This is a genomic window from Corynebacterium sp. TAE3-ERU16, from assembly GCF_019209935.1.
GTDB lineage: Bacteria > Actinomycetota > Actinomycetes > Mycobacteriales > Mycobacteriaceae > Corynebacterium > Corynebacterium antarcticum.
On record NZ_JAHUTN010000001.1, the window covers coordinates 379,285 to 401,243 of the forward strand.

19 protein-coding genes are annotated in these 21,959 nt (G+C 64.4%); 16 read left to right on the plus strand and 3 right to left on the minus strand.

Translation table 11 applies throughout. From position 1 onward, the window contains the following. Window positions 1–96: 96 nt before the first annotated feature. The 10 genes from KRX55_RS01705 to KRX55_RS01750 all read left to right on the plus strand — a co-directional run bounded on the left by KRX55_RS01705 (window position 97) and on the right by KRX55_RS01750 (window position 7,721). Window positions 97–1,674 (plus strand): phage portal protein, encoded by a 1,578-nt coding sequence (locus KRX55_RS01705; protein WP_218406121.1) that lies wholly within the window; start codon window positions 97–99, stop codon window positions 1,672–1,674. 10 nt (window positions 1,675–1,684) lie between these two features. Further along, window positions 1,685–2,794 (plus strand): phage minor capsid protein, encoded by a 1,110-nt coding sequence (locus KRX55_RS01710; protein ID WP_218406122.1) that lies wholly within the window; start codon window positions 1,685–1,687, stop codon window positions 2,792–2,794. A gap of 82 nt (window positions 2,795–2,876) precedes the next feature. Beyond that, on the plus strand, window positions 2,877–3,584 hold the full coding sequence (locus KRX55_RS01715) for a hypothetical protein (protein WP_218406123.1): 708 nt from the start codon (window positions 2,877–2,879) through the stop codon (window positions 3,582–3,584). A 23-nt stretch (window positions 3,585–3,607) separates the two neighbouring features. Continuing rightward, window positions 3,608–4,504, plus strand: a complete 897-nt coding sequence (locus KRX55_RS01720; protein ID WP_218406124.1) for a phage capsid protein — start codon at window positions 3,608–3,610, stop codon at window positions 4,502–4,504. Between the two features lie 141 nt (window positions 4,505–4,645). Beyond that, window positions 4,646–5,620, plus strand: coding sequence for a spherulation-specific family 4 protein (locus KRX55_RS01725; protein ID WP_218406125.1), 975 nt, complete (start codon window positions 4,646–4,648; stop codon window positions 5,618–5,620). Window positions 5,621–5,625: 5 nt separating this feature from the next. Beyond that, window positions 5,626–6,066, plus strand: coding sequence for a hypothetical protein (locus KRX55_RS01730; RefSeq protein WP_218406126.1), 441 nt, complete (start codon window positions 5,626–5,628; stop codon window positions 6,064–6,066). Between the two features lie 103 nt (window positions 6,067–6,169). Further along, window positions 6,170–6,391: a hypothetical protein gene (locus tag KRX55_RS11765; RefSeq protein WP_255567453.1), complete on the plus strand. Its 222-nt coding sequence runs from the start codon at window positions 6,170–6,172 to the stop codon at window positions 6,389–6,391. Continuing rightward, the gene (locus KRX55_RS01740) at window positions 6,388–6,738 is read left to right on the plus strand and encodes an HK97 gp10 family phage protein (RefSeq protein ID WP_218406128.1); all 351 of its coding nucleotides are present in this window, start codon (window positions 6,388–6,390) and stop codon (window positions 6,736–6,738) included. The genes KRX55_RS11765 and KRX55_RS01740 overlap by 4 nt, the downstream gene beginning before the upstream one ends. Further along, window positions 6,735–7,184, plus strand: a complete 450-nt coding sequence (locus KRX55_RS01745; RefSeq protein WP_218406129.1) for a minor capsid protein — start codon at window positions 6,735–6,737, stop codon at window positions 7,182–7,184. Before KRX55_RS01740 ends, KRX55_RS01745 begins: the two co-directional genes overlap by 4 nt. 9 nt (window positions 7,185–7,193) lie before the next feature. Continuing rightward, window positions 7,194–7,721, plus strand: a complete 528-nt coding sequence (locus KRX55_RS01750; protein WP_218406130.1) for a phage tail tube protein — start codon at window positions 7,194–7,196, stop codon at window positions 7,719–7,721. Between the two features lie 611 nt (window positions 7,722–8,332). Here the strand turns inward: KRX55_RS01750 and KRX55_RS01755 are convergent. From KRX55_RS01755 to KRX55_RS01765, 3 genes are all read right to left on the minus strand, one after another. After that, window positions 8,333–8,527, minus strand: a complete 195-nt coding sequence (locus tag KRX55_RS01755) for a hypothetical protein (protein ID WP_218406131.1) — start codon at window positions 8,525–8,527, stop codon at window positions 8,333–8,335. Further along, window positions 8,524–9,399, minus strand: coding sequence for a phage antirepressor KilAC domain-containing protein (locus KRX55_RS01760; protein WP_255567454.1), 876 nt, complete (start codon window positions 9,397–9,399; stop codon window positions 8,524–8,526). Before KRX55_RS01760 ends, KRX55_RS01755 begins: the two co-directional genes overlap by 4 nt. A 144-nt stretch (window positions 9,400–9,543) precedes the next feature. Then, window positions 9,544–9,762, minus strand: coding sequence for a hypothetical protein (locus KRX55_RS01765; RefSeq protein ID WP_218406132.1), 219 nt, complete (start codon window positions 9,760–9,762; stop codon window positions 9,544–9,546). Window positions 9,763–10,730: 968 nt separating this feature from the next. Here KRX55_RS01765 and KRX55_RS01770 point away from each other — a divergent pair. The 6 genes from KRX55_RS01770 (at window position 10,731) to KRX55_RS01795 (ending at window position 21,944) form a co-directional block, all read left to right on the plus strand. Then, window positions 10,731–11,183 (plus strand): Panacea domain-containing protein, encoded by a 453-nt coding sequence (locus KRX55_RS01770; RefSeq protein ID WP_218406133.1) that lies wholly within the window; start codon window positions 10,731–10,733, stop codon window positions 11,181–11,183. A 663-nt stretch (window positions 11,184–11,846) separates the two neighbouring features. Beyond that, complete coding sequence (locus KRX55_RS01775; RefSeq protein ID WP_218406134.1) at window positions 11,847–12,284, plus strand: DUF7426 family protein; 438 nt, start codon at window positions 11,847–11,849, stop codon at window positions 12,282–12,284. Between the two features lie 194 nt (window positions 12,285–12,478). Next, entirely contained in the window at window positions 12,479–12,628 is a 150-nt protein-coding gene (locus KRX55_RS01780) for a hypothetical protein (RefSeq protein ID WP_218406135.1), read from the plus strand. Window positions 12,629–12,641: 13 nt separating this feature from the next. Then, complete coding sequence (locus tag KRX55_RS01785) at window positions 12,642–18,878, plus strand: tape measure protein (protein ID WP_218406136.1); 6,237 nt, start codon at window positions 12,642–12,644, stop codon at window positions 18,876–18,878. 13 nt (window positions 18,879–18,891) lie between these two features. Then, window positions 18,892–19,764 (plus strand): hypothetical protein, encoded by an 873-nt coding sequence (locus tag KRX55_RS01790; RefSeq protein WP_218406137.1) that lies wholly within the window; start codon window positions 18,892–18,894, stop codon window positions 19,762–19,764. Then, complete coding sequence (locus tag KRX55_RS01795) at window positions 19,758–21,944, plus strand: hypothetical protein (protein ID WP_218406138.1); 2,187 nt, start codon at window positions 19,758–19,760, stop codon at window positions 21,942–21,944. Before KRX55_RS01790 ends, KRX55_RS01795 begins: the two co-directional genes overlap by 7 nt. Window positions 21,945–21,959 lie beyond the last annotated feature (15 nt).

The following is a 21,959-nucleotide window of genomic DNA, read 5'->3' on the forward strand; positions in this document are numbered from 1 at the left end:
TACGCACATCAACACACTGCACTGACCGCACACCCCTATCGGGCACCATCTACGAGAAACCCCGCCCCCTGTGTAGATGGAGTACCCGCCGTGCCGATGCCAGCGCAGCACACCGAATGGCCGCCCGCGCCTATCCGCGCCGCACTGGACCAGGTCAAACAGGACAGCGCATGGCTCACCGGCGACACCAGAGAACTGTCCCGCATCGTCGAAAGCCACGAACCCGCCCCGGTACAGATCCCCCTGCAGTACAACGGAGGCATCGCAGGGGCCGCAGCCCGCGGCATCCTCGGCAGGCCAGCGCCGCGCACCGGGAACGCAACCATCCCCAAGCACCTCCCCCTCCCCCACGAACTCGCCGTGGAATCAGCGAACATCCTCGTCGGTACTCCCCCGGCGATCACCGTGCATGCTGAGGAGAAGTCCGCCGACGGGGAGGACCGCACACCCGCGGAGGATGCTCTCGCGGCGCTGACGTCCACCGACCGGTTCGCCTCCGATCTCCACCGAGCCGCAACGTACTGCGCCGGGCTGGGGTGGACCTTCGGCCGCATCGTGTGGAACCTCGACGTGCAGCCCTCACCGTGGATCGAATGGGTCGACGCTGACCAGGGATGGGTGGAGTGGGCCAACAGTCGCCCGGTCGCGATCACGTTCTGGGACGTATACCCGGATCCCGACGGCAAGCACCAGGCAGTATGGCGGCTGCTGCAGCGCCACTCCCGGGGCCGCATCACCTACGGCCTGTACCAGGGCGACTCGGGTAACCTCGGGCGGCTCGTGCCGGTCACCGACCACCCGGACACCGCCTACCTCGCAGACATCCTCGACGAGGAGGCATCCATCACCACCGGGATAGACCGGCTGACCGCGGTGATGATCCCCAACGTCGACGGCAACCCCGCGTGGAGAAAGCACCCGCAGCTCAGGAACCTCGGCCTGTCGGACGTCAGCCGTGGCGGTGACCTGTGGGCCACGATCGACAAGTTCTGGACGGAGCTCAGTCACGAGGTGGACATCGCCCGAGGGCGGCTCCTCGTATCGGAGGAATACCTCGACAACCTCGGCGCCGGTAACGGCCTGGGGTTCAACTGGAACCGCGACGTGTTCACCCTGGCGCAGTCGGGCTCCCCGAATGCCGAGGGCCGTGTGGAGATGGTGCAGTTCCAGCTCCGGGTCGCCGAGTACTCCGCCGCTCTGGACCGCGCGCAGCGCGAGGTGTTCGACGCCGTCGGCCTGTCCGAGTTCACCGTCGGGCACGACACCTCAGGTGGTACCGCGACGACAGCGACAGAGATCACCGCCCGCTCCGCCAAGACCCTCAAGACGTGGAAAGCGAAGGCCCGCATGTGGCGCGCCGGCCTGTCGGACCTCCTCACTGCATGGTCCGCACTCGACGGCGTCCTCAATGATTACCAGGGAGCGGAGAAACCCGTCGACGTCGCCATGTTCTACCCGGTGGAGGACACCGAGCTGGACAAGGCCCGCACCGTGGCCGCCTACCGGGACGCCGGCGCCGCATCTACCGAGTACGCCGTCGACCGGATGCATCCCGAGTGGACTCAGGAACAGAAGGACGAAGAAGTCGCCCGCATCAAGGCCGAGCAGGGTATCCAGGTTGATCCTCTGCTGACGGGAATCGACCAGCACCCGTTCCGTGCCATCGACGGCTAGGAGGTGACCTGTGGACTCCTGGCAGACACGCCAGATCCTCGCCGCCTACCGTGACGCCGAGACGTACCTGATCGAACTCGTCGCAGAACTCACACGCAAGAGGGCGTACGGGACAGCCACGTTCCACTGGGAGCAGCTGCAGGACCTACAGCGAGTGATGCGCGCCGCTCGCCGGTATCTCCGCGAGATCGAATCTGGCGCGACTCCTCTCGTCTACGGGTCGATCATCGACGAGTACACGACGGCGTACCGTGCCGGGGCCGGCGAGGCCCCGACTGCGGTGCCCACTCGCGCGGCCGAGTCACTGGCGCTCGAAACCGTGGAGGCGTTGTCGGCTGCGAAGTACTCGGTGTTGCGTAGCGTCGACGATACGTTCCGTCGGGTGATGCGGGCAGCCACCAGCCGTGCTCTCGTGTCCGGGAGTACGAACCTACGCGCGGCACAGCAGGCGTTGGACATGTTCGCTGATCGTGGGATCGACGCATTCCGAGATTCAGCCGGGAACCGCTGGTCACTCGACTCGTATGTGGACATGGCGCTCCGTACAGCACGTTCCAGGGCGATGAACGCCGGCAGAATCGCGGGGATGCAGGCCGCCGGTATAGATCTCGTAATGACTTCTTCCCACCCCGGGTCGTCGCCACAGTGCGCCCCGTATCAGGGCCGCGTGTTGGCGCTGTCTGGGCCTGCCGGCCCGCGCACCGTGTACTCGCCGATTGAACGCCGGGACGTGACTGTCGACGTGTACGCGACGATGCAGGAGGCCATCGAAGCTGGCTACCACCATCCGAACTGCAGGCATGTGGACACCGCGTTCATTCCTGGGATGAAGCCGCCGGTGCACCCGGAGCGTGACGGCGAGGTGTATGTCGCGCAGCAGCGGCAACGGCAGATCGAGCGGCACATCCGGCGGTGGAAACGCCGCAAGGCTGCGGCGCTCACACCAGAGACAGAAGGCCGTGCGGATAGTCGTATCGCGTATTGGCAGGCGGAACAGCGCGCACATCTCGATTCCCACAAGATACTGACTCGTAGATACGACCGTGAGCAGGTACGACGTGGTGTTCGTGGCAGGTCTAAACGCCCGTGGATAGGGGCGCGTGGGACTTCCGAAAACTGACCGCAGGGGGGTGTGTGTGACAGTGCGGGCGAGTCCCGGGGTGGTCCCGGGGCCTACCCGAGAACCAGCACAGGAGAAGCCGATGTCCGAGACGACCGCCCCCACTGAAACCGCCGATGAGACGGGCACCGAAGCATCCACGCCTGACACCGGCGCACCACAGGCAGGCGGCGACTCAACCAGCACGGCACCCGTGGACAGCCCCGACGCCCGGGAGGGTGCCGAGGACCAGGACGCCAGCCCCGAGATCAGCAAGCTGCGGCAAGAAGCGGCGAAGTACCGGACCCGTGCGCGGGAACGTGAACGTGAGCTGGCACAGGTGAAGGCCCAGCAGGACAAGATCCTCAAGGGGCTGGCGTCCCTCACCGGAGGCGGAGCAGCAGAGGACGAGTCCCCGGAGGACCGTCTCAAGGCGCTCGCCGCCGAACGCGACCAGCTGAACGCCCGACTGCGTGAGGTTCAGACCACGAACCTCGTCAGCGCCGCCGCTGCGAAGGCCGGCGCCGACACGGACATTCTCACCGACTACCTCAAGGGGTCCGGGAAACTCTCGGATCTCGACCCCGACGCTGATGACTTCTCCTCCCAGGTGGAGGAGCTCGTCTCGGCGACGGTGGAGGCCCACCCGAATCTGCGCACCCAGGTGGTAGCCCGCAGTTCCGGCCAGGCCAAGAACCCTGCCCCCGAGCAGGACCCGAAGATGCTCACCGCCGAGGACCTCGACCGTATGGCGAAGGCCGGCGACTGGGCAGGAATCAACAAGGCCGTGGCCGAGGGCCGCGTCGCCTAGCCACATCTATCTAGGAGTTTCACATGGCTATCACCACCTCCACCGTCACCGGTTTCCGCCCCGAGATTTGGGCCGCCGCCATCATGGATCCGTTCGAGAAGGCATCGGTGTTCGCGGACAAGCTCACCGCGAACCGCGAATACCTCGGCGAGATCCAGCGCCAGGGCGACACCGTCCATGTGTCCAGCATCGGCACCCCGACGATCAAGCCCTACGACGCTAACCAGGACATCGAGATCGAGGATCTCACGGTCACCGACAATGCCTACAAGATCGACCAGGGCGAGTACTTCGCGTTCCGCGTCGAGGATGTGACCGCGCTGCAGGCCGCCGGACCGCTCAAGGACCCGGCGACGAAGAAGGCCGCAATGGCGCTGTCCATGAGCGTCGATTCGTTCATCGGCAAGCTGATCAAGGACAACGCGAAGAAGAAGATCGGCGCCACGAAGATCGTCAACGACGATCCCGCGACGGCTGGTGCCGGGCAGATCACCGCGTACAAGGCACTGAACCAGCTCGACCTGGCACTCAACACGGAATCTGTGACCCGAGAGGGACGGTTCGTGGTCGTCGGGCCGCAGACCTACTCGGCGCTCCTCATGGATCCCCGGTTCACCCGCGTCGATGGCTCCGGGACCTCCGAGGGGCTGCGGAACGGCATCGTCGGCCGCGCCACCGGGTTCGACGTTCTGCTATCGAACAACCTCCCGAAGGGCACCGGGCAGAACGAGGTCCTGTGTGCCGGTGTCGCCGGTGGGTTCTCGTTCGCCGCGCAGATCAACAAGGTCGAGACGATGCGCGAGGAGAAGCGGTTCGCTGATCTCGTGAAGGGCCTGATGATCTTCGGCGGCAAGGTGTTCTACCCCGAGGCGTTCGCCACCCTCGAGGCCAAGGTCGAGGATCCCGCCGCTGGGGCTTAGATGCCCTCCCCCGGGCCCGGGGTTCCGGGCGCCGGGCTCTACCCTTCACCGGCGGTGTTCCCCGATAGCCGGTGACCTGATGGCCCCGCCCCGACTACTCCCGGGGCGGGGCCATTCCACTACCTACACGAAGGATCACAGATGTACTCGAAGCAGAACTGGGTGAACGGCCCCGACGGGGGGACGCCACTCTCCGCGGAACGCCTCACTCACATCGAGGACGGCGTACTCTCCTCCCACATCTACAAGCGGGACCGGTTCGACGCCGCTGGCCGCTACTACTCGCCGGTCACGTACTGGTGGGCGGACTTCTACAACGGCGATGAATCGAAGTGGAAGAAGGTCCTCACGGAGTCGGACGTGATGGGGCTGGTGATCATCAACGTGTCCTCCGGCGCGGGCGCGAAGAAGGACGAGGACTTTGCGAAGCAGGCCGCCATTGCCAGGGCGTCTGGTGCGTTCGTCATCGGCTACGTCCTCACCCACTGGGGGACCCGAAAGCACAGTGAGATCCTGACGGAGATCCAGCACCACATCGACTGGTACGGCGTGGCCGGGGTGTTCCTCGACGAGGCAGTGAACGGGTGGGGCGATCAGGAATCGAAGGTCGCCGGCTACGTGGAGCTGTACGGGAAGATCAAAAAGCGGTTCGGGCCCGAGTTCTACGTGGTCGCCAACCCAGGGGCCAATACGGTCGAGGGGATGGTGCATGCCGCGGACACGCTCATGGTGTACGAGCAGGCCGCGGAACGGTACCTCGCCGGTGATGACACCTACCGGGTCACACCGGACTACTACCGGAAGTACCCGTCCACGAAGTACTGGCACGTCATCCACGACGTGACGACCGAGGAGCAGGCGCGGGCGGTGCTGGCGAAAGCCGAAACGTCGCACGTCGCGCACGTCTACCTCACGGATGGGCATTTCGATCCTGAACGCCCACTCGAGACGAACCCGTACGCGGGTCCGCCCTCGCCGTGGCTGCAGACACTGCAGGCGCAGTGGTGCCGCCGGATGCTCCCACCCGCCGCGGCACCCGCCATCCCCGACGGAGACGACCCCACCACAAACCAGATCCTTGCCGTCTTGAGGGACCGCGGGATCATCAAGAGTTAGGAACGATGATGCTGGTCTACGCGACCCCGACACAGGTCCGCGAGTACGCGCACGCGGTTGAGCTCCCGGAGGACGATCAGGTCCTCGTGCGGCTGATCCGTATGGCCTCTGCGACGATCCGTAACGCGACGCGCCGCGCGATCTACGACACCACCCCGGCTGGTCTGCCGAAGGACAATGACGTGGAGGAGGCATTCAGGAACGCAACGTGCGCGCAGGTCGCCGCGATCTGCACCGCCGGCCTCGAGTCGGAGGTGTTCACCGGCGGGGTGACACAGCCAGCAGTGGTGCGTTCGTCGTCGATCAACGGAGGCTCGGTCACCTACGACACCAGCAGCGCTGACGACGCCCGGGCTCTACTGCTCGGTGGTGGGCTGTGCCCGGAGGCGACGACACTCCTCGACGCGGAAGGACTACTGCGTGGGCTCCCCGCGATCTACTACTGACCCGCTCGCCGTGTGGTGGACACACGAGGTGACCGTGCACGGCGCCCCGCGGCACACCGCCCGTGGAATCATCCCCGGGGAGGATACGACGGTGATGGCGTCGGTGAACGCGACCGCCACTGTGGTGACCGACCAGTACGGGGAGGAGGTCACCGCGTCGGCCACTCTGTGTTGGCCGGTGGATGGTCCGCTGCCCGATCCGGGCGCGTTGGTCACCCTGCCGTCGGCGTTCGGGTTGAAGCCGCGGCGTGAGGTGATCCGTGCTAGGCGTTCGGTGTCCGGCACGGGGATGACACCCGATCATGTGGAGGTGAACGTCAAGTGACGGAATTACGCCTGAACATGGATAGGGCCCGCGCGGCGGTCACGGCGGCCACTGAACGCGGCGTCAACCAGGCCGCACACCTCCTACAGTCGTATGCGGTGATGAAGACCCCCATCGATGAGGGGACCCTCCGCGGGTCGTCGAACGTGACCCTCATGCAGGGCGCCGCGGGCGCCACGGCGGTCGTGTACTACTCGCTGATCTACGCCGCTAGGCAGCATGAGGAAACAACGTGGCGGCACCCGCGAGGTGGGCAGGCGAAGTACCTCGAGGAGCCCGCCACTGACGCAACGGTGCAGCGGGAGATGCTGCAGACCATCGCCAACCAGATCAAGGGGACACTATGACTGCACCGTGTGCGTTCGCTGACCACGGCGGCGCGGACTACCAGCTCGCCGAGTATCTTCACTCCCTCGGGCTGGTGTGGGACCCGGCGGAGGATCAGGCCGCCGCTGTGGGTGTTCCCGCCGTCTACACCCGCCTGATGATGGACAAGCCGGACCGGGCGGTGGGGATCACGGTGACCGCTGATGAACGCGACGACGACGCTAACCCGCGCGTGTCGCTGCTGGTGGTGTGCCGCTCGGATCCGTGGGACGCCGCGCAGCTTGACCGGGACGCCGGCGCGATCTTCGCCGCTCTACATGACCGATCCCATTACGAACTGACCGCAGGGCAGGGTGTTCTACTCTCGCGCCGTACCCTGCAGGGTCCCCCGGTACAGGACCAGAACCGCCGCTGGCAACGCGCAGACACCTACGTGCTTCGCCTGCTGGCACCGAAACCATCCTAGGAGAACATCATGGCAGTTGCAGTACCCCCCGGCTCTTGCGAGCTGAACAAGGCCCTCGCCCGCGACTGGGCGCTGCAGGTGAAGAAGCCCGGCGCCGACGACAGCGAATGGATCTTCGCTCGTGGTCTGAACAAGATCAGCGTGAACGTCGAAACCAGCGCTGTCGATTCCACCGACATGGAGTCTGCCGGCTGGGAATCTCAGGTCAAGACCTCCCGCAAGCTGACGATCAACATTGGTGGCGCGTACGCCCGCGTCGGTGACGCGACTGATCTTGAGCCGTCTCAGAAGCTGATCCGGGACACCGGCATGGAGCTCGGAGCCGGTGGAAACGTCGACGTCCGTGTGTGGCGTACCGACGGCACCGACGAAGGGTGGGAGGCCACCTGCACCAACGTGTTCACCGATGACTCGGGTGAGGTCAACGGCCTGCGTTCGTGGTCTGCGGCGCTGCAGTCCTCGTGTGCCCCGAATCGGATCAAGCCGGTTCAGGAGGGGAAGGACAAGGAGGCGTCGGTCGCGGCTGACGCTGCTTAGATACCCGCCCCCGGGCCGGTTTCTACCGGCGCCGGGTCGTTCCCCGGGCCGGACACCTTCCCGTCCGGCGACTAAAATACCCCCTCACCTGCGGTCTACCGCAGCGCGAGGGGGTCCCCCATGTAATATTTACCCGCGTTGTTCGCCGCTTTTCGCAGGTCAAGGTGGGGTCACCTGGTGCGCGTAGTGCACGCTCGTGATGATCTCCTGTGGGCAGAATGCGGGATGGAAGAGCATCGCACCCCCGAGCTGATCGTCACCTGGGGGCTAGACACCAACGATTCTCCTATGAAATTGGCCCCGGGTCGCGGCGCGGCCCCCGCTGGGGCTTCTTGTAAGACCTCATAGTGTGAGCCTCCTGATTGTTGATCATGTCCGCATTTCTTTGCTTGTCTGCCTCGGCTTTCTTGATCATCGCTGGGGTGATCCGACTGGGCTGCCTGCGCGACTGGTCCCTCTGCTGTTTCAACTTCCGGCGGTTTACGATTCTCATACTGAGAGTGTAGCTAGAGTGCGGACAGCATCCCCGGGCCGAACACTTAGCCAAGCAGCTAGAAAATACCCCCTCACCTCCGGCTTAACACCGGTAGAGGGGGTTTTCTGGTGAGCTTCTAGTTGATGGCCACCATGTCACATCTCCTTCCCGTGAGTACCGCCGATAACAGATCCAACGCCAGGAGCATGGCCTGTTCGTGGGTGAGATCGACCATTGTGGCCCCTTCCCCTATCGTGATGCACTCGTAGGGGTCGGTGGGGTCCTCGTCCCTGAAACGTGCAACCGGAATGATGCTTGAGTGGTAGTTCATCGTGCGACCTCCGGGGTTGTTGCGGCTACGAGTTCCTGCTGTGGGCTGGTGGTGAGGCTGCAGCGTAGGGCTTCGAGGCCCTTGGCGGTGACACGGATGGTTGGGGCACCGAGCTCCATTTCTCCGGTGGTGCGGTTTTGGAAAGTGGTGCCGGCTCGGTGGACGAGGCGTCCGGTGTCGATTTGGGTTTGTCGTGCTTCCCAGTGGGAGCGACGGCCTTTGGTGCGGAAGATCCAGCCGAGGGTGTGCATGTGGTGGAACAGTCGGTCGCGTCCGATGTTGATGTTGGGGTCTCGGGATAGGATCTTGGCTGTTTCTGCGACGGACATGTCGCCGTTGGCGGCGGCGAGGTGTGTCCATGCGTGGGCGGCTGGTTCGAGCCTGCGTGCGCGGGCGGCGTTCTCCGCGGCTTGTTGTTGGGCGTGCTTGAGGGTGGTGGCGAGTTCGATGATGAAGTCGGGGTTGGAGAGTGTGGCCTCGATGGTTTCGGGGGTCATGGTGGTTTCGGCTTCGCGGGTTTTGATTGCGAAGTACGCCTGAGCCGCCGCGACCTCGGGCTTGTTGGGGTCGCCGTTCATCGCCACGAGGTAGGCCGCGAACCTGGTGAGGTGGAAGTCCTCTCGGGGCCGTCCAGCAGTCTTTTCAGCCGATGCCCTGAAAAGACTGGCGATGTCCTGGCTTTGGTTTTCGGCGGCCTTGATAGCCCGGGTCACCGGGACCTTGAACTCGTTCCAGCGCGGGTAGCCCATGAGGGGCATGAGTTCACGGGCGGACCAGTACTCGGTCGCGTCCTCGCGGGTCCGCCGGACCCCATCGAACGGTGTTGCTGGATTGGTTGCCCCACTATCTAGAGGCATGACAGAATTACGCATGATTCAACTCCTCGTAAGTTGAGTCCACGCTCCGGGATGTTTGCCGCATCGCCGGAGCTCTTTTGTTTGGTTGTAGTGGCGGCCACCACCACTGGTTTGAATGTACAGCCACCCCGGAAACTATGCAACCCCCAAGGGTTGCAACTAGGGGGTGTTGTTCCGTTTCGTGATTTTGTACAGCAAGTTCCGATGCGTTCCCGCAGCATCAGCGATCTCCTGACGACGGATCCCCGCCTCAATCGCCGCTTCGATTGCAGCCGCGCGGGCAGCAGCCCGTTCCTGCACAATCTTCTTAGCGTTGCGGGATTCTTCACTCGCTCGGCGCACCTCAGCGAGCAACCGTTGCTTTTCTACATCATCCATACTGGCGATCCTACTTTCACAGCGATTGGCCCCCCGATGTCCACACCGCACTACTCCACACGCACCCACCTACCGCACCGCTTAGATGAAAACGCCTTATCAGACGGGTCAATAGCCACAATCGGCTGATCCTCAAACCCCCCGTTGACGATGATGTCGTCTATCGATCCACCTAAACCAGACAGACGCTTCCAGTAACACGCAGCAGAAGCATCGACTGCCCGGTACGTACCAGGTTCTATCTCAGTGCCAACCAAGTAAGTTCCATCGGTAAAAGAAGAATCAGAACTAGCCGCTACCTCCGGTGAAGTAACTGCTGGTGAGCCACTTTCTTCCGCGGCACCCGTATCTGGCACCACAACTTCTGGGCACTTATATTCGATAGACACATCCGCAATAGCACCAGCCTTATCAGAAGCAAGATCACCGTTTCCGATGCCGTGTACAACTGCCGTAACTAACTGGTTTCGGCTAGCTCCTGAACGGGCGGAATCACAAAGAACCCCGGAGACCTTCTCCAAACTCGAGGCATCGATAGTCACTCCCTCGCCAGATAGCTTCGCTATCGCTGCATCCTGACGGGTATCCCGTTCCGGTGCTGGTACTTCCGTTTTCTGGCTATCGTCCGCCGAACATCCGCCAGCTATCAGGGCCACCGCACCTAGTGCCAGAGCTCCGCGAGCAAACCTCGAGCTCATTTTCCTGTACCTCTTTCATTTTGGCTGATCCTATGTGGCCAGTATGCCCGTATCCCGGCATTGTCCCCGCCCCGGGGGACCTTGGCGGGTGGCCCCTGCCGTCTACCCCCTTCTAGCAAGGGGTACGGTCATCGCAGGTCGTGAAGCAGCCAATCCGCCATCGGGGCGTGACCGGAGTGTCGAGCTAGCAATACTCACGTAAGACATGGATAATTAGAGATACGTAGTGGACTGTAGGAGTCCATGCCGACATGAGTGGAAGGAGCAGGCATGGCACAAGTCAATGATGTAGCAAGGTACATACTAGAACGCCAAGATGTCCCAGTGAGCACCATGAAGCTCCAGAAGCTCGTGTACTACTCCCAGGCATGGAGCTTGGTATGGGACGAAAGGCCCCTATTCCATGAGCGTATTGAGGCATGGGCGAATGGGCCGGTCACACGCGAACTTTACCGTCAGCACCGCAGGCAGTTCACAGCTGATGTCGATATGTTCGACGGCGACTCGAATCGCCTCACTAGTGATGAGAGAGAAACCATCGACGCGGTACTGGATGCTTACGGGCACCTCAGCGGCCAGCAGCTGAGTGACCTGTCGCATAGTGAGAGGCCTTGGCGGGATGCACGCGGAGACATTCCCAATGGGGACCCATCAACCAACGAAGTCAGCCAAGAAGTCATGCAAGACTTCTACAGCGCGATGCAGTCCGCTTCCCCCATGTAGTAATGGGGAGGAAAAGTAGAGCTGAAAAGAAGCTCGCAAAGCAAAAAAACAACGCGGGCGGAAAACACCCTCCAAAAGTAAATGCCCCTTCAGATAAAAAAGGGGTTCCGAGGGAAGCCACTAATTCCGGTTCCTACCGTGACAAGAAGGTGCAATGGACGGCACGAGAAATCGACATTGATTCAGGCAACACCTCAGACGGGCGGAGGTGGAAGCTAGAAGCCTCCGAAACGGTTGAACTCCTCAAGTTCTTGGAAGAAGTAAGCAAAAAGACATGGGGACAGTGTGAGACCGAAATAGCCGGCAGACACCGACGCAACCATGACCATCCAATCACAGACTTGAGTCCGTCTGCTCAAGACAGGCTACGTGAGCTACCTGCAAACGAAGAGCGACTTTTCAGATTTAGGTTGAGCGGGAAACGCCGCCTCTGGGGATTTCGGTCAGGGGAAACTTTCCGCGTGCTCTGGTACGACCCAAATCACGAGGTTTATCCAGTCAGTAAAAAACACACTTAGTTGACGAAAGATCCTCTATCCGCCTCCGACTAGCCCCTACCCGACTCCCTGGGTGGGGGCTTTCGCGTGCTCAAACTGACCGCGGGGCGGTTCGTGGGAATCTCCGGGTGCCATACCCCCTAACCCCTTACCGGAGGACCCCACTGTGACCGCATTTCCCGAGCTCACGAAACTCGTCGACAAGTCTGATCTGTCGTTCACTGTCGGACGGAAGAAGTACGACGTCTGCCCCACCGCCGCCGCTGGTCTGCGCGCGCAGGCCGCCATCCAGAATGAACTCGCGGCGGGCATGCCGGCGTCCCGCCAGTGGGAGATCGCTGTCGATCTGATGGGTGGCCGCTACAACACGGAGACCGGGGAGATCACCGGTGGTGTTGCGGGTGATCTGATCAAGGCCGGTGCCTCCTACGCGGAACTCCGCCGCGTCGTGATGACGGTGTTCATCCACGCGTGGATCGGCCCGGAGCCGGCGGAGCAGTACTACAAGGACGGCGTTCTCGACCTGGGAAAAGTGATGGAGTCCCAGACACCGACGGAGGAGACGCCGAAGGAGGAGACGGATCCCGACGCCGAGACGGACTGATCTATGACCCCGCCGCCGGCTGGTACGACCCCCGCCCCGGGGCGTACTTCCCCGAGGACCCCGGTGGTGGGCCCTGGCACCCGGATCTCGGGATCCGCGACTGGTGGAACGAACCGGAGGAACAGGGCCCGGACGTCCCTACGTGGGCGGACATCCTCACCCACTGGAATGACGTCGAGTGTGACCTTCACGAGGTGTACGGCGTCGACGTCGAATCGGGGGTCCTCGATGAGCGGTCGTGGCGATGGCTGGAAACCCGCGTCGTGCATCTCCTCGGGCGTCCGTCGAATCTCTCCCGCTCCCTCGGATACTGCGACACATCTACACCTGATCTCTCTCTCTAGCTAGGAGCCCCGCATGGCCGCACTCGATCTCGGAACACTGAACGTCAAGATCGACGCGGACACGAGCGGTTTCGACACCGGTATCAAGGGCGTGGAGGCGTCGCTCAAGTCCGCGGAGAAGGCCGCCGCGAAGGTCGAGAACACGAAGATCGACGTCACACCGGCGGGGCGCCGTGAGCTGGATGATGCGGCCCGCTCCGCGTCGAAGCTGGGCACCGAACTCGGGCGTGCCGGTGCCGCGGCTGGCGGGATCAAGGGCCCGTCGGGGCTGACTCGCGACACTGTCGCCGCGACGGAGGCCACCCGTGAGCTGGTGACCTACATGGGCCGGGCTGGGGCTGCCGCCGGTGGGATCAAGGTCCCGGCCGGTGAGGCCGTTCACCTGCGCGAACTGTCTGCGGAGGCTCAGCGGGCGTCGTCGAATCTCGAGAAGCTGCGGGAATCATCGTCGCGGGCCGCGGGGTCCTCCGGCCTGGGTGGGCTGGCGAACACGATGAAGCAGCTCGGCCCGGCGCTGGGTATCGGCGGCCTCGGGTTGACGACGTTCCTCAAGGGCCTGGGGCGGCTCGAGTCCATCGACACGTCTCAGGCGAAGCTCCGCGGCCTCGGGCATGACGCGGAGTCCATCTCGGCGATCATGGCCGATTCCCTCGCGTCGGTGAAGGGCACCGCGTACGGGCTGGGTGACGCGGTGTCCACCGCGGCGTCTGCCGTGGCGTCCGGTATCAAGCCCGGCGATGACCTGTCCAAGACGCTCAAGACCATCGCGGACACGTCGGCTATCGCCGGGACGCAGATGAGCGACATGGGCCTGATCTTCAACTCGGTCGCCGCGCGCGGCAAGCTGCAGGGCGACGACCTGATGCAGCTGCTTTCGCGTGGTGTGCCGGTCCTGCAGATGGTCGCCGATCACCTCGGGGTGACCGCGGCTGAGGCGCGGAAGATGTCGGAGGACGGGCAGATCTCGTTCGAGATCTTCCGGGACGCGATGGCCGGCGCTATGGGCGGCGCCGCGTTGGAGATGGGTAACACGTTCCGCGGCTCGGTGGAGAACACCATCGCCGCTCTCGGGCGTCTCGGTGCGGCCACCCTGCAGCCTGGGTTCGAGGTCCTTCCCGGGATCCTCGGGGACATGACTGACGGGATCAACGTCCTCACGGATAGCGTCGGCGGTCTGGTGACGGTGTTCGGGTCGGTGCCGGGACCGATCCGTAACATAGCGCTCGCGTTGGTGGCCGCGAAGATCGCCCAGTCCGCGTTCAACTCGGACATTGGAGGGGTGAAGGGGCACGTCACGAAGGCAACCGCCGCCGTGGACGCCTACCGCGCGTCGGTAAAGCTGTCGGCTGCTGAGCTGCAGGCGTCGAACGCTGCGCTCACCGCTCACGGTGCCCTGCTGGGTGGTGTGGTCGCCCAGTCGCCGGCCCTGTCCCGGATGGATGACGCGTTCCGGCGTGCGTCTGTCGGAGTGGAGATGTGGGCCACGACGAACGGGCATGCCGCTGGTACCGCCCGTGGTTTGGGTGCCGCCGCGGGTGTCGCCGCTGCCGGTGCGAACGGGTTGAAGTCCGCCGCCGGTGGGCTCGTGGCTGCGCTGGGTGGCCCGTGGGGCCTGGCGATCACCGGAGCGACCCTCGCACTCGGGGCGTGGATGAACCACGTCCAGGAGGCGAAGCAGCGGGAGCAGGAGGCCGCCGCCGCTACCCGCGACTGGGCGGAGGCGTTCAAGTCGTCGAACGGGGAGATCACCGCCGCTATCCGCGAGAAGGCCATCGCCGCGGTCCAGCAGTCGGAGCTGAATCAGGTGGTCGAGGACGGCACCGTGAGCCTCAAGGAGGCGACGGAGGCCGTGATGGGTGCCCCGGGCGCGTATGAGCAGCTGCGGCAGGCGTTGACGGATCTGATCGAGCCGAACCAAGCGTTGATGGAGATCCAGGACCTCCACGGTAAGGGGTGGGACAAGGAACAGAATGCCCGCGTGGAGCTGGCGCGTAAGGCTGTTGCGCAGCGCGATGCCCTTGACCGGTTGCACGGGTCTATGGCCGAGGGGATGCAAACCGCGGAGGAGGCCGCAAATACCGCCAAGCAGCTTGCTAGGGAGCAAGAGAACGCTGGTGATGCCGCGGACAAGGCCGCCGCTGGGCACGGTGTCCTGAACGATGCCCTCGGCGCACTGGAGGACCAGTCGAAGGGCGCCGACAAGGCGATCAAGCAGATGCGGGACACGATGCTGTCCCTCACTGCGGACCCGGAGCTGCAGCTGCAGTCGTATCTGGGTGAGGCCGCCGAGGCGATTGAGGGCCTGGCGAAGGCCGCCGGCGGGATCAACTCGCTCGACATGACGACTGGGTTCTTTGACCAGACGACGGAGGGGGGCCGGAAACTCCACGCGCAGATGCTCGAAGTCCGTGATTCGTTGTACGAGGTTTCCGCGGCGGCGTACGACACGGCGATCAAGACCGGGCATTCGCAGCTTGAGGCGCTGCACATCGCGTCGGACGCGGCGGAGGGCCAGATCAAGGCGTTCCGTGAGCAGGCCGAGGCGGCTGGTATGACGCAGGAGCAGATCGAGCTGCTGTCGTCGATGTACGGGCTGATCCCTGACCGGATCCTGACGCAGTTCGAGACGCAGAGCCTCGAGGAGGCGAAGCGGCTTCTCGACGAGGTTCACCTCGGGCTGGGGAACATCGACACGGAGAAGCACCAGCTGCACATCGACGCGTCGGACGTCGAGAGCCTCAAGCCGAAGTTGGAGGAACTCGGGCTCAAGAAGACAGAGCTGGTGGACTCCAAGGGCCGGATCATTTTCGAGGCGGACTCGAAGGCCGCGGAGCTGGTCATCGATGCGCTGGACAACGAGGTCCGGGACCTGACGAGGTCGCCGAACATCCTGAACCTCGACGCTGATACGGCTGAGGCGGTCGCGAAGCTGAACGAGGCGGAGATCCAGGCGACGCACATGCCGCCGGGGACGATCAAGCTCCTCGCGGACACTGAGGAGTCGTGGAAGGCGATCCGGGAGCTCGAGGTCGAGTACCAGCGGATGCCGGACGGCACTATCTACATCTCGGATAACGCGCCGGATGTGATGCAGAAGCTCAAGGACCTCGGGGCGACGACGGCTGGTCTGCCGCAGGGCGACATCGTCGTGTCCGACAACACGGGCGACGTGATCTCGGCTCTGGACCAGCTGGGGATCCGCACGACGACTCTGCCGGATGGGCAGATCGTTATTCGGGACAACTCGGCCGAGGTGCGCTCGAAGATTGACACGAACCTGGCGCAGCGGTTCCTGAACCGTACGGGGACGATCACGCTGTCCATCGTGGAGCGGGTTAAGCGGGTGTTCTCGCACGAGTCCGGTGGCCGGGTGGGTGGCTACGCATCGGGTGGCCGTCTGCCTGTGTCCGGGCCGGGTACTGAGAGGGTTGATGGGATCCTCGGCGTGGATCAGTACGGGATGCCGACGGCGCGGGTGAACCGTGGAGAGTGGGTGATCAATGACCGCCGTTCTGCGCAGTATGACCGGACGCTGGGTGCGATCAACACTGGGGGCCCGGCGGAGATCATGCGTGCGCTGTCCCGGGAGTTGCCGGCGTTGGCGGATGGTGGTGTCGCCGGTCGTGATCGGGTGTTGGATGCCATCGGGCCGTGGAATGGTACGCCGTACATTCTGGGTGGTTGGTCCCCTGCTGGAACGGACTGTACCGGTGCGGTGTCGCTGGCTGCGAACGCCGCTGACGGCCGGGACCCGTTGGATGGCCGTGGTGCGACCGCGAACATGGCGGCGTTCTTGTCCGAGCGTGGGTTCGTGCAGGGGCTGGGTGGCCCGGATGATCTGAACGTGGGCTGGTGGCACAAGGGCGGGGTGAACGGGCACGCCGCGATGACCATCGGCGGGGTGAACGTCGAATCCGGTGGTGGTACCGGTGGTGGCCTGACGATCGGTGGGCCCGCGACGGGTGCTGAGGATCCGCAGTTCACGAACCACATGCACCGGCCCCTGGGCGGGGATGACTCGGGCGTGATGGTGTCGGGTTCCGGTGGCTCGGTGATTGAGGGGACCCCGGGTGTGTCCGGTGGAGGATCCCGGTCCCGTGGCGGTGGCCGCTCGTTTGAGCCGTTGTCGGTGGAGGGGATGGCCGCGGCGATCTCGAATCCGTCTACGCGGGCGAGTGTCCTGCCCGGGAGTGGCTCTGTTGGTGGTGTCGGTGGTGCTCTCGGCGGCCTGAACCTCGGCCGGGCAGAGGTGTTCTTCACTGTCTCGGAGGAGACGGTTAACGCTTTCAACGCGTGGGGTAAGGCCCAGGAGTCGGTGGCCGATGCGACTGAGGCCCGCACGGAGGCCGAGAAGAACCTCATGGAGGCTCGGAAGGCCGCGTCGGAGGTTGACGCCGAGTACGCCAGGAAGATCGAGGAGGCCCGCGCCGATCTTGCGCGGATAGTGGAGGATCCGGGGGCGACGCCGGAGCAGATCGAGCGGGCGAAGAAGAAGCTCGACGAGCTGATGGAGCAGGCCCCGGAGAAGGCGAAGAAGGCCGCGGAGCGTGTGATCGACGCGCAGGAGAATCTGGACAAGGCGCGGCAGAGTGAGGTGCGGGCCATCGAGGAGCAGAAGCGCGCCCACGAGGAGTATGTGCGGGCGCTGCAGGTAGCTCCGTTCAAGGCCATCGAGACGGTGGGTAAGGCTGTGGCGTCGGCTCTGTCCGGTGTCGCTGACGCTATGGGTGCCGTGAACGCTGTCGCTGAGCGGCAGCAGGCGTTGATGAGGGCCCGTCTGGATGCGGAGCACGCGGCGGTCCAGTCGCAGTTGAACATCGAGTCTGCGATTCGGAAGTCGTTGGACGCTCAGCGCCAGGCCGCGCGGTCGAAGTTCGACGATGACATGGCTGTGTCGGACGCCGAGTGGGAGCTCGCGCGGGCGCGGGAGAGGGCCGCGGCTCAGACGCAGCGGGCGGGATCTGCGCAGTCTGATCAGGTGGTGACGACGCGGGAGCTCGCGACGTTGGAGGCTCGTGTGGAGCTGGCTCGTGCGCAGCGGGCGCAAAACCAGTTCTTGAACGAGATGGAGGTGGCGCGCGCCGCGAAGGAGCTCGCGTTCGCGGAGGAGATCGCCCAGATCGAGGCGGACCGGTTGGCGGTTTCGACGCAAGCTGTGGCCGCGGCTCAAGGTGGTCTTGCGGGCTCACAGATGAGCGCCCTGCAGCAGGTGACGACCGGTGGCGGTGAGGTCATCGGTGGTGGCGCGACAATTCTCGGGGCGCTGGGATCTGGATTGGCGGCCGCGGGGATGTTGGCGAACCCGGCGACTGCTATCGCGGGTGGTATCGGTATCGCACAAGCTATCGTCGCTGGTCTGTCGGGTGTCGCGCAGTTGGCTACTGGCGCGGCACGTATCCACGCGAATAAGGATCAGGCGAAGGAGGAGTGGGACAATGCGTCGCCTGACGAAAAGGCGACGGTCGTGCTTTCTGGGCTCGGTTTGGCGGCTGGTGGTCTTGCAGCGGCGTGGGCCGCACAGAACGGTGCAACGCCGCAGCAGGTCGCGGAGTTCGTGAAGGCCGGCGAGGCCGCCGGTAAGGCGCCGTGGGAGATCCGTGGGGCGATGATGTCTCAGGTCACGGAGGCCGCGGAGCGGGAGAAGAGCAAGCGTCTCGCTGAGCTGGACGAGCGGCAGAAGAAGGCCGAGATCGAGATGCTCAAGTTCCAGCTGTCGACATCGACGTCGACTCGGGAGCGGGAGGAGCTGTTGAAGCGGCTCGTTGATCTGACTGAGCAGCAGCTCAAGACCGCGGAGCAGGGCGAGAACCGGGTGAAGCAGCTCGTCGGTGGTGTCGGTGGGGTGCAGACGCCGGTGGTGATGCACTTCGGCGGGCAGGGGTGGGAGGGGCCCCAGTTGTTCAACGCTGCGGACGGGTTCGGTGGCGCGGATCCGCGGTTCGCTGAGCTCGGCGCATCGTGGGCGGGTTCCCCGGGGTTGTCGTCGGTGTTGAAGCGGGGGCCTGAGGCGCCGGAGGTCGCTGGGGCACGGGCGCAGATCGAGTCTGCCAGGACGTCTGATGCGATCCGCCGCCAGGTGGACAACATCGCGGCGACGTTGCGGGCCATATCGGAGTCGAACAAGCCTTCGACTGCGGTTGGGACGCAGTTCAACGGGCCGGTGACGCTCGCCGGTGACAGTGAGTACATCCGTAGAGAGGCGGAGACGTTGAATCGGGATCTTGATTCGGCGCTCCTCGCCCGCAGCTAGAGAGGTAGATCGCATGGCTAGAAAGTACGGGCCGGGTAACCGGCTCACGATTGAGGGTTTAGAGGGCCAGAAGATCCCGATTCTTCGGGGTCGGGAGCACTGCAGGGATGGGCTGACACTGTTGGATATACCGTCAGCGTTGACGATGGGTTCGGTGAACCACCAGTGGGATAAGGCGTTCGGTTCGGTGGGGTCGCGTCACCGCGGGATTGGGCGTGACCCCATGCAGATCGTGTTGAAGCTGCAGGCGAAGGGCCCGAACTGTCGGCAGCACGTCCGGAACCTGCAGGTCGCGTTGGGTGATGGGTCCCGGCCTGTGAAGTTGATCGCGTGCTCGACGTACTGGGGGTGGCGGTGGATCGATGTTCTCCCGACTGGTGTGTCGAACGTTGATTTCACTGGGCAGATCCCGTCGGACAGTCTCCTCACCCGTATCGACGTGATCCTGACTGCGGGTCGGCCACTGTGGTCGCGGTTCCGTGAGGTGATCGCCGGGGAGTGGGAATCTGGGGAGGAACAGACCGTGCATTTCCCGGTGGACGGCGACCAGGATGTGTGGCCACAGATCACGATGAGCGGGCCCATCGCGTCCGGGGCGCTGGGTATCCACCCGGAGAACCAGAAGCAGCCGCTGCCGGCGAGTGAGCACGGGTGGGTGATGGACTCTGATCCGTCTAAGCGGGCCTTGTACGAGAAAACCGGTAGTGATGGAGAGCTGGTGGCGACGAAGCTGCAGCGCGTCGAGTTCTGGCCTCACCCGCTGCAGGTGGAGGGCTCGTCGCGGACTGGTAAACGCCGTGGCGAGGCGACGGTGCTGGGTAACGCATCTGGCGCTGGCGGCACGTACAGCATCGAGTTTTCCCCGGAGCTGAGTCACGCATGGTAGATGAATCCGTAGATCTGCGGGTGTGGTCCCCTGACCTCGTGTCGTGGACGCCCATCCAGAACGTCGTCGACGCTCGGTTCCAGCGGCGCGGGGACATGGAGATCGACAAGGGCGAGGTCACGGTCGGCACAGGTGAGCAGGACATTCTGTGGCAGAACGTGGCGACCCGCCCGATCCCGGTGACGATGACGTTCCGTGGTGAGGTGTGGACAGGGCAGGTCACGAACGCGAAGAAGAACGCGACTCAGACGTCGGGCCAGTGGCAGTTGTTCATCTCGTCGGACGACAAGCATCTGCACCGGATGTTGGCCCAGGACCCGGATACCGCCGCGGATGAGCAGGGCCCGGGGCTGGTGTACAAGGGCACGCTGGGTGCGGCGGTCACGGACTTCGTCACGTCTGGCGCGGCCCGTACTGGCCTGCCGGTGTACCTGATCGTTGAGACGGACGGCCCGGACATTGAGGTGGAGGCCCGCCCGGAGGACACGGTCGCGTCACTGCTGCAGGAGTACGTGGATCGGTCCGATGTGTGGGCGGAGGTTCGGGTCCGGCTGCCGGGTGAGCCGTTGCCGGGTGAGGGCCCGGTGCTCGCTATGGGTGGTGTGCGTGAGACGTCTGAGCTGCACCGCACGTTTACCGATAGCTGGTGGTCGCGTGGAGATGGTGGATCGGATTCTCGGGTGTCTGTGGATCCTCGGACTCAGCTGTACCCGGCACTGTACGACTACGGGATGGGCGCGATGGACATCGTTGGGCGTTCACTGCCGGAGGAGCGTAAGGGCATCGCGTGGCAGGTGTTCGCGGACCCGGACTACTCGGACGGCATGGGCGGGGCCGCTGCAGTGGCGGCCGAGGCTGGGGAGGAGCCCGGTGAAGGCGACGAGGCCGAGGAATCTAGTGAGGAGCCGGTGGACTACGGGCGGACGGCTCACCGGGTCGCCGACAACGCCGACCTAGTAGCCCATCTGCGGGATTCGCGGTTCCGGTACTTCCGGCAGTTCGTGTCTGAGTATCCGCCGGGGACGTGGGGAAAGAGTGAAGGGGAACTCGCGGCTGCCCGTAAGGCGGTAGAGCGGGGAAAGGTCCTGCGGTTGAAGCACGGCGAGTTGGAGCCGTTCACGATGTTCGACCTGAACAGCTTGCATCCTCTCGATCATCTGTTCGTATGGCGGTCGGGGCAGATGATTGTCATTGCGTCACGTCTGGATTTCCTCGAGGAGTCGGCGAAGCGTGAGTCGGATCTGCGGGTGATGGAGCGGGGTGTCCCGGGGATCATGGTGTGGATCCGGCCGACGCGGGACCGGCGCGAGGTGGTGTTCTCGACGGCGCCGGGTGGTGGTATCGCTGAGTACGAGACGACACACAGCGCGCCGGAGGCCGCGGAGTTGATCGCCGGCACGAAGTGGGATCAGTGGGTGGTGAACCAGATCAAGGCCGGGGAGGATTCTCGGCTGTCTCCTGAGGCCAGGGCCGGTGAGCGTGGGACGTACACGCTTGGCGAGTTGGAGGGCAGGGGCTCCCCTGCGGTTGGGGCCGCCACACGCCGCGGTGAGGGGTTCGAGCATATGGACATTGATGTTCGCCGGCACAACACGCTCACGGACTCCTCCACGGCGTATTCGCGGGTCGCTGCGACGATCAACCCACGGTACGCGGGCCCGTTCTACTACCGGGAGAAGTACGCCTCAGTCGGATCGGGGGCGTGGTCCGCAGACACGGCGAACCAGCTGGAACACCAGTGGGCGGACATCCAGGGTTCGATCACACTTTCGATTACGTCGGCACCGTCTCTGTACCAGCCGTTCGGGCGGGACGAGATCGTGGATGGTGTGCGCCGGTTCGGGTGGAGGATCGGCGACCGAGTCACGATCACGGATAGGGGTGCCCAGCTGTCCGAGGTGATCTCGGGGTGGGAGCTGACGTTCTCCGCGGACCAGCCGACGATGATCACTCCGCTGTTCGGGCGCCGGTTTGACGCGATGACGCCGATTGACCGGCTGGTGACCCGTGTCCGCGAGGTGCAGCGGCAGGCGGAGAAGGATGCCGTCGCGCCGTCGGTGTCCATGTCTAACGAGGAGCTCGCGGAGATCGTGAGCAAGCAGACGGGCGCGTCGATTGAGGAGATCAGGGCGCGTCTGGCTGCGTTGGAGTCGGGCACCAGCGAGGAGGAGGGGAACTGACCGCAGCCCGGTGTG